General features: G+C 42.2%; 9 protein-coding genes. 1 reads left to right on the forward strand and 8 read right to left on the reverse strand.

Annotated elements, in window-relative coordinates; genetic code table 11:
- Positions 1-419, forward strand: a 419-nt coding sequence (locus D6734_03895) for a penicillin acylase family protein (protein RMF96264.1), incomplete at its 5' end; no start/stop codon positions are given.
- A 399-nt stretch (positions 420-818) separates the two neighbouring features.
- Here D6734_03895 and D6734_03900 read toward each other — a convergent pair.
- The 8 genes from D6734_03900 to D6734_03935 all read right to left on the reverse strand — a co-directional run bounded on the left by D6734_03900 (position 819) and on the right by D6734_03935 (position 4255).
- On the reverse strand, positions 819-1715 hold the full coding sequence (locus D6734_03900; protein ID RMF96265.1) for a hypothetical protein: 897 nt from the start codon (positions 1713-1715) through the stop codon (positions 819-821).
- A 38-nt stretch (positions 1716-1753) separates the two neighbouring features.
- The gene (locus tag D6734_03905) at positions 1754-2362 is read right to left on the reverse strand and encodes a hypothetical protein (GenBank protein RMF96266.1); all 609 of its coding nucleotides are present in this window, start codon (positions 2360-2362) and stop codon (positions 1754-1756) included.
- Between the two features lie 80 nt (positions 2363-2442).
- Positions 2443-2739, reverse strand: a complete 297-nt coding sequence (locus tag D6734_03910; protein RMF96267.1) for a nucleotidyltransferase — start codon at positions 2737-2739, stop codon at positions 2443-2445.
- Entirely contained in the window at positions 2736-3074 is a 339-nt protein-coding gene (locus D6734_03915; GenBank protein ID RMF96268.1) for a DUF86 domain-containing protein, read from the reverse strand. The genes D6734_03910 and D6734_03915 overlap by 4 nt, the downstream gene beginning before the upstream one ends.
- Positions 3075-3246: 172 nt before the next feature.
- Complete coding sequence (locus D6734_03920) at positions 3247-3456, reverse strand: type II toxin-antitoxin system HicB family antitoxin (protein ID RMF96269.1); 210 nt, start codon at positions 3454-3456, stop codon at positions 3247-3249.
- A complete protein-coding gene (locus D6734_03925; GenBank protein ID RMF96270.1) occupies positions 3449-3709 on the reverse strand; it encodes a type II toxin-antitoxin system HicA family toxin in 261 nt (86 codons plus the stop codon). Before D6734_03925 ends, D6734_03920 begins: the two co-directional genes overlap by 8 nt.
- A 133-nt stretch (positions 3710-3842) precedes the next feature.
- The gene (locus D6734_03930; protein ID RMF96271.1) at positions 3843-4028 is read right to left on the reverse strand and encodes a hypothetical protein; all 186 of its coding nucleotides are present in this window, start codon (positions 4026-4028) and stop codon (positions 3843-3845) included.
- Positions 4025-4255 (reverse strand): hypothetical protein, encoded by a 231-nt coding sequence (locus D6734_03935; protein RMF96272.1) that lies wholly within the window; start codon positions 4253-4255, stop codon positions 4025-4027. The genes D6734_03930 and D6734_03935 overlap by 4 nt, the downstream gene beginning before the upstream one ends.
- Between the last annotated feature and the right edge of the window lie 251 nt (positions 4256-4506).

Raw genomic sequence — 4506 nt, forward strand, 5'->3', positions numbered from 1 at the left:
AAACGGCGGTGCAGGAACTGCGGCAGCGGCTCGGCGGCGACCTGCGCAAGTGGCGGTACGGTCAGGCGAAATTCAAGCATGTGGCCATTCGCCACGTGCTCAGCGACGCGGTCAATGCCGACCTGCGCAAACAACTGGACGTGGGCCCGCTGCCGCGAGGCGGCTATGCCTATACCGTGAACAACACCTCGAATTCGCTCAACCAGCGCGCCGGCGCCACTTTCCGCATCATTGCCGATACCGGCGACTGGGACCGCTCACTGGGCAGCAATTCCCCGGGCCAATCCGGCAACCCCGCCGACCCGCACTACCGCGACCTGTTCCCCAAATGGGCCAGCGGCCGGTATTTTCCGGTGTATTTTTCGCGAGAGAAAATTGTGAACGTGGCAGAACGGGTGTGGGTGTTGAGGGGGAGGTGAATGGGCTCAATCCTAAGTCAACTTATAAAAAAGTATGAATTTATTGGCTTATCGTTCTTGCCATTCCTCTCCGTCCCAAATTGTATTTGGGACGGAACATAGCGTGAAGCTCCGCTTCAAAAAAGAATATCTATTGCTGTCAATGCAGCCGTCATTTTTTAGCCTCGATTTTTGAAGCGTAGCTTCAAAATATCCCTTCCGGGGCTATCCAGCAATCTCCATTCAGCGTCATCCCCGCAAAAGCGGGAATCCATAAGCGGTTGTTTCTCCTGGATGCCCGCTTCCGCGGGCATGACGGTTTTGGGGCATTTCTTCTGTTTATGGACAGCCCCGGAGAGCTAACGTGGCGGAACAGGTGTGGGTGTTGAGGGGGAGGGAGAAGTAAAATGAAGAATATTGTTAGTTCTTTGGGGCCAGATTACTCGCAAGTATTCGATTTATTAATTTTTGCTTTAAATCAAGCGCATTTTTCCATATGACATGGTTGTATTGTCGCGTATCAAAATGTAAGTTGTCTTTATCATCTTCCTTACATGTCCATATTACGGGTATACCCAAGCCTAATGCAAAACCTGCTTCAAAATATACTCCTCCTCTATGCCCTGTAAAATCTGCTACCAACAATCCCGACTTCCGAATCTCAGCGATAATTCTATCGCAAATTTTTTCGTTGTGTTCTAATAGATCTATTCTTATCGGTTTATAGCCTGTTTCTTTTAAAGCGGGTTTAATCCCATGTTCCCAAGCTTTGTCCATTGATTGATTGAACCACATTGCTACAAAAGCTTGCTTTGAATCTTTTCGTACTTTTGTTAATTCTTTAATTCTTTTCCACCCATCTAATGAAAGTCGGAAATTGTTGCTTTGAGTTTTTTCTAAATACCCCAAAGCTAATGCCTTCTCTAAAATATAATTAAATTGTTTTGAATTTTCAGCACATATCACTGGATAATCAAAAGAAGTTCTTAATTGAATTGTATTTGCAACCTTACTTGTCTTTTGAAAAACATATTCAATAAGTTTGTCTATGTATTCAAAAGGATCACTTGGAATAGCAATAGAATCAACCAATGATCGTATATTACTAGTACTTAAATTTGCAACTTCACCATTTTCGTGCCTAATTCGTGTTACTGCAGAGATTTGCCATGGAGGAGCATATTTTGACAAATTGATATGTGCGGCTGTCCTACTGATTTGGTAGTCCCCGCAAATATTGCATTTAACCTCGTAATTATTACCTATATCATTAACGGATGCATCCTGAGATTTACATATTGGGCAAATTCCATTCATTGCTATTGACTCCAATTTGAATTTTCGCTTGCTGAAAACTAATCAGCCATTACCTTTTCTTCCAATTTTAGTGTTTTTACTGCAATCACTAACTCCTCATAATGCCAGGTGTCAAAAACTCTTGCTCTATGCAAAAATAATAGCGCGAAGATTATCATGGCAATTGCCAATATAAGCCAATTTGAAAGACCATCAGCTGCGGTTTGAATATTCTTTTTAAAGGCAGAAAAAGCCATAATTAGGCCAGCTACGGCAAAATTGTGGCCCATTGTTTTAAATGTTTTCCAAAGTTGCAACCAATAAAAATTTTGGGGACAATATTCTCTAGCCAGGGCTCGGAATTCTTTCATGTTTAACTTCGAATTGGTTGCTATTTCTCTAGGAATGGTTTTGTTTTTAATTTTTTTAAGCAGCATATTATAAGCGTTATATAACCAAGTACCTGGTTGGTCTATAGCAAATCCAATAATGAATGCTGCAATTGCTATAAGAAGCCCAGTTGATAAATTTATGCTTATGAAATAAAGGCCTAAATCGCTGATTTCAACGATAGACTTATCAAACATGACAAAAATTGCTAACAGGGTAAGCAAGCCCGGAAAAACGAATCCGAAAAGGTCTAAAATACTAAATTTGAGTTTGTCCATGAGTATATTTTTAGATATTGTTTAAAATTTTTTTCTTCCGTCCCACGTCCAAATTGGGACGGAGAACCATCATCTAAGCATCATTCGATATACATCACTTCCCGCAAAATCCGCCGGCCAATCCCAGGTTTCAGAGCCTTTTTCATGACTAAGTCTACATTCGTTCCTACTAACTCAGACAGATAATTTTTCAAATGAACAAAAGTTAGCAAATCGACTGACTCGCGGAAGTCTACCAGTATATCAACATCACTTGCTTCATCCTGCTTGTTCTTGACGTAGGAGCCAAAAATCCCCACTTCAATCACGCCATATTTTTGACTCAGCTCCTCTTTGTGTTCCTGCAAAATGTTTTTCAAATCTTCCAGGTTTCTCATGACACTGCCAACAATTTCTTGATCAACGGTTGGATTTCAGGAATTCTTTCAGTAACGGTCTTCCAGACCGTTTCCAAATCAACACCGAAATAGTCGTGGATTAAAATGTCCCTCATTCCCGCCATGTCCTTCCATGGGATTTCGGGATTTTCCTTATGAAATTCATCTGGAATATTCTTGCTAGCTTCGCCGATGATTTCCAATGCTCTGACCACGGCAAAAACCGTTTTGTCGTCCTCAATGAATTGCTCATAAGAGAAGTCTTTAACAAATCGTTTCGCCTTTTCCATGGCATCCAAAATATCTCTCAAAGAATCTTCAAATTCTCTATTCATGACTTTTCCTTCTTCGTCTCAAATTGCATTTGGGACGAAACATAGCGTGAAGCTTCGCTTCAAAAAAGAAAGTCTATTGCTATCAACGCAACCCTTTATTTTCTTCTGCCCAATTGCAGCTTGGGTTGGGTGCTAAGTATAATATTTAACAAAAGAATACGAATGGAACCCTTCAAGCATACATCAACCGCCCTTTCGGTTTGGGAATCGGGCGGCCCAGTTCTTGAGCGACTTCGATCCATTCTTGAATCACTCTTTCCGCGTTTCTTACAGCTTCTTCATACGTTTGCCCATCAGCCGTACATCCAGGCAGTTCAGGAACTTCTACAATAAATGCCTGATCCTCTTCGCTCCAGTAGATCATCATTTCATATTTAATCATCTTTTGCCTCAGAAAGTTTGTATTTTAAGATGAGATTCCTGACCTGTTTAACCTGATAAGGCTTGGCTTTCCCTTTTCTGGGTTGCAGGTTTAGGATTTCTTCTACATCATAGCGGCTAAAAATATGAGGATCTCCCTTTATTCGTTCTTCAAAACCCAACTGCTTGAGCAATTGGCAAAGGTCAGCAAACCGAATATTTTGATCCGCTTCACCCGAAAGAATTTTTAATCTTAATTTTTCGTATTTTCCCACAAAATAGTTCTCATAGAAATTCTTTCATCCATGAAGGGTCTCAAGGATTCAATTCACTGATCTTTCCTCTCCATCTCTAATTGGAATTGGGACGGAACAGATCTTGAAGCTCCGCTTCAAAAAAGGCTATCAATCAAGGCTTCGGATTTTCAAAATATCCCCGTTTCACTCTGTTGACACGATTGATCCACGTGAAGCGTAGAGATGGATGAAAAGGATTGTTTTTCCATAAATCGAAAGCCTTTTTGGCGCTACGTTTGATATCCTCAGGGAGCCTTTGATAAGCCTCCCAAAAGGAAGGCACGGTTGCAGCATTCATAATTCATCGAAGTCCATAGGCTTTGCCTTGCCGTCGGCGGCATCCTTCCTGGCCTGTTTCGCCGCTGCACGCAGTTTATCCTGGCTCTGGCTGAACTGGCGATCCCACTGCAGTTCATCCTGTAAATCCAGGATATATTCACGAAGATGTTCGACCACCCGGTCCTGGAGTTCCTCGGGCAAAGACTCTAGCATCTTTTCGACTGTGGCGATTGCTGAAGATGACATGGTTCTCTCCCGTTATTAGAGGCAATTACTGAAACAAAAATAATTGAAAGGCCAGATAAAGGCAAGCATTTTATTTTTCGTGGCTTAGCGATCGAAAACTGGTTCCTTGATCCCCCTATCTGGTTGCACTTGCAACGGAAGGCATCGTGGAGTTTTACTTCAAAAAAGACGTCGATTGCTGCCGATGCTTCCAGACTCTGGTTGCCTGCAGAAAAACTCGGTGCAGAGCCATACCTCCGATGGCCCGCCTT

The organism is Candidatus Schekmanbacteria bacterium (genome assembly GCA_003695725.1).
Taxonomy (GTDB): Bacteria; Schekmanbacteria; GWA2-38-11; order GWA2-38-11; family J061; genus J061.

What these genes read in the sequence shown, in the direction of transcription:
- D6734_03900 (RMF96265.1), bottom strand. Translation starts at nt 1,715, where the DNA reads ATGAATGGAATTTGCCCAATATGTAAATCTCAGGATGCATCCGTTAAT.
- D6734_03920 (RMF96269.1), bottom strand. Translation starts at nt 3,456, where the DNA reads ATGATTAAATATGAAATGATGATCTACTGGAGCGAAGAGGATCAGGCA.
- D6734_03905 (RMF96266.1), bottom strand. Translation starts at nt 2,362, where the DNA reads ATGGACAAACTCAAATTTAGTATTTTAGACCTTTTCGGATTCGTTTTT.
- D6734_03935 (RMF96272.1), bottom strand. Translation starts at nt 4,255, where the DNA reads ATGTCATCTTCAGCAATCGCCACAGTCGAAAAGATGCTAGAGTCTTTG.
- D6734_03910 (RMF96267.1), bottom strand. Translation starts at nt 2,739, where the DNA reads ATGAGAAACCTGGAAGATTTGAAAAACATTTTGCAGGAACACAAAGAG.
- D6734_03930 (RMF96271.1), bottom strand. Translation starts at nt 4,028, where the DNA reads ATGAATGCTGCAACCGTGCCTTCCTTTTGGGAGGCTTATCAAAGGCTC.
- D6734_03915 (RMF96268.1), bottom strand. Translation starts at nt 3,074, where the DNA reads ATGAATAGAGAATTTGAAGATTCTTTGAGAGATATTTTGGATGCCATG.